We start from the raw sequence: 2825 nt of genomic DNA, 5'->3' as shown, positions 1-2825 counted from the left end.
AACAAAAATGGCTATAGAAATCGGCAACATAATGGAAATCTGTCAGGCGACAAACAATGAGCATTTCATCTGGTTCAGTCAACTTCTCAATAATCATTTTGAGGGAATCATTGCCCATGCCACCTATAAAATATCCTCTGGTAAAATTGAAGGAATCAACCAGAAGATCAAGACCATAAGACGACATGGTTACGGTTATCCGGATGACGAATACTTTTTCCTGAAAGTCATAGATGCGAGTAGGAAGAAGTACATCAGGAATCAGCGATCACATAAAATTAATGATTGAGCCCAAATTCATATGAATTCTGCTGAGTGCCGAAGCTCTGACCGAAGAATGCCCTTAAATCCTTCACCTTAGTAAACTTAACGTCAGATTCGAGCATTTTGCGGATATTATCAACGCTTAAAATAATTCTCTTGACGTTTTCGTTACCCGGGATGGAAATATTTATATGCACATCGTCTACACTGGTTATGCAGAATTCATTACCGGTAACAGTTTTGAATTTATTATTACCGAGTTCAATATTTGAAAAGAACTCCTGCATGGCTTCGTTAACTGATAATTCCTTTTCAATTATTTCATGGGATTTAAGGGAATCTTCATAATTCTTTCTGGCACGGTTTACGAATTTTTTAAAAATGCCGTCCTGCAGTTCAAAGCCCATTGAACCGTCATCATTAACCTTAGGACGCAAGCCTTCAACGAAGTCAGAATAATCGTAATTTGGATGAAACTGAACAAATTCAACCTGAGTTTTTTGTTCATCCGAAAGGTCTGCCAAACTGTCATAATAACCGTTACTTATAATGTCTGCAGCAATTTCCTTGGCTAAATATGACTTACCGGTTCCCGGAGCTCCGCGGAAAATTATGTTATGGGATTTAATGAGCATCTCGGAATAAGGATTGTTGAACTTATCTCCCTGAATCTTCATGTCTTCATCAGAGTTCTGTGCATTGGCGATGTCTTCATCTTTACGTTCTTCCTTATCCCTGTAGATTAAAACCATTTTATCACCGTGGTTTCCAAAACGTTTTAGACATTCCTGAACAAATGTTATTGTCGAGAAAATATTCCAACAGTAAAAGACAAAGTATCTGCCGTCTTCACGGTGATACACGCAGAATTCCAGGGAGTTACCGCAATTCTTTTTATATTCCTCAACGCCTGAGTATATTCCCTTAATCAGTTTACTTGAACTGCTGTACTGACATACGGGGAAGTTTTCCCTGCTTTCAATGGACATCTCAGAAATTTGTTTTTCAAACAGCTGACAGGCTATTCGGGGCATGGTCTGATTCGTATTTCTGCGTTCCCCCTTAATGTATTTTCGGTCTGTTATTGTTCCGTCCGCACTTTGAAAATAAGCTTTAAGAGGTTTGCACATATCCCCTCTCCTGCCAAGATCCTCCATGGAGAACATTTCATCCGTTGAAACAACAGTATCGGCAGTAATGGTAAGCTCGTACTTGATATTATTGGTCTCAACTACGAAACCAAGATGTTCAAGACATGATTTTGCTTCGAGGGAATTGAAGTTGTCCATATTGGAAGCTATTGCAACAACATATTTGGCAGGATACTTTTTTCCGTCTTCCGTCACCAGGTCATATTTAGTACTCTGATTTTTAGGAGGGACACCTTCCTGATCAATTTTCTTTAAAGCATCAAGAATGTTCTGTTTATTTACATTAGGAATGGTCATGGTTATCTCTTATTATCAAAATCTTGAAAGAACTGTTGCTCATACAGATCTTCCATTTGTGAAGGTAGTTTTCGTGTTCTCTTTTCGGATATACTCAAATGGACTATGCTTATACCGATAATAGCTGTCACATTAGCACATATATTTGCTGTAAGCATTTTTATGAAGTGATTAATTTGCACTACTGAATATTTTTATGCTTTATTCCCATGACTTAAAGAATACTAGAAAACCAATAATAATTACCATACTATTCGTGTGTCACGGCAGCTCTTCTAGACGGATTTTTTAAATCAGCTACACCACAATATATTGCGATTTATCTTTTAGCACACCACTACATGGACTACCACCCTACTACTTCTCAGGGAACTTAAATTAGGGTTGTGTACTACTTAAAAGTGTAGAAGTGGAGCTTTAGATTTTCCTCATTTTCTCCTCTAGAATCACTCGTCTTTTGACTAGCCAGAACCACTTAGATCTTATCACTCCTTTATATCTCTTCTTTTTGCAAGTATCGCGGTTAAATCGAAGAGGAAATAGCAAAATCTATGTATGTAATACGTTTTATAACATTTTTTGTTCATCGCGCATAAAATTTAGCGGATATAGGCTTGAAATTAAAATTTGGGTTATGTTCTAATTTGATTTCATCATTCTTGCTACAAGACAATTTCAAAATTTTATTACCGTTGGTTAATTCAACAGCTCGACCAGGACATTTTTTTGTTTCATTAATCAAAGTCATTTCATAATTTTTTTCTATAGTTATTTCGACAGTACCATCGCAAGGAGCAGTGTATTTACTTATTTTATTTTCAGATGAGATGTAACCAGAAATATCTAACCAAGCGTCATCAATATTTTTTTTTACTGCTGTTTGAGTATTCTTAGTTGAAAGCTCCCCTCTAACCCATCCAGGTCTTTTAAAGTCTTTTATTATTTGCGGGATGGCTACAACTACTTTACTTTTTAGATCTTCTTTATTTTTATAAAATTTTACTATTCTTCCTGATTTTACCTTTTCCGTGAATTTTTCAAGTAATTCATTGAGTTTACTCTCTGATTCTGTTTTTTCGCGTGGTAATTTATTTATGTCTTCAATAACGAAAG

General features: G+C 36.0%; 3 protein-coding genes. 1 reads left to right on the top strand and 2 read right to left on the bottom strand.

The window, feature by feature from the left end; genetic code table 11:
* Window positions 1-289 (top strand): transposase (locus ACJMLH_RS10120; RefSeq protein ID WP_405277308.1); only part of this gene is annotated, 289 nt, incomplete at its 5' end.
* Here ACJMLH_RS10120 and ACJMLH_RS10115 read toward each other — a convergent pair.
* Together ACJMLH_RS10115 and ACJMLH_RS10110 are read right to left on the bottom strand one after the other, a co-directional pair.
* Window positions 279-1712 (bottom strand): hypothetical protein, encoded by a 1434-nt coding sequence (locus tag ACJMLH_RS10115; RefSeq protein ID WP_405277305.1) that lies wholly within the window; start codon window positions 1710-1712, stop codon window positions 279-281. The genes ACJMLH_RS10120 and ACJMLH_RS10115 overlap by 11 nt on opposite strands.
* A 583-nt stretch (window positions 1713-2295) precedes the next feature.
* Window positions 2296-2825, bottom strand: a 530-nt coding sequence (locus ACJMLH_RS10110; RefSeq protein WP_405277303.1) for a hypothetical protein, incomplete at its 5' end; no start/stop codon positions are given.

It is taken from the genome of Methanobrevibacter sp. (genome assembly GCF_045116495.1).
In the GTDB taxonomy this organism is placed as follows: Archaea; Methanobacteriota; Methanobacteria; order Methanobacteriales; family Methanobacteriaceae; genus Methanocatella.
Note: the sequence above shows the minus strand (reverse complement) of the source record. Positions and strands in the feature narration are given on the sequence as shown.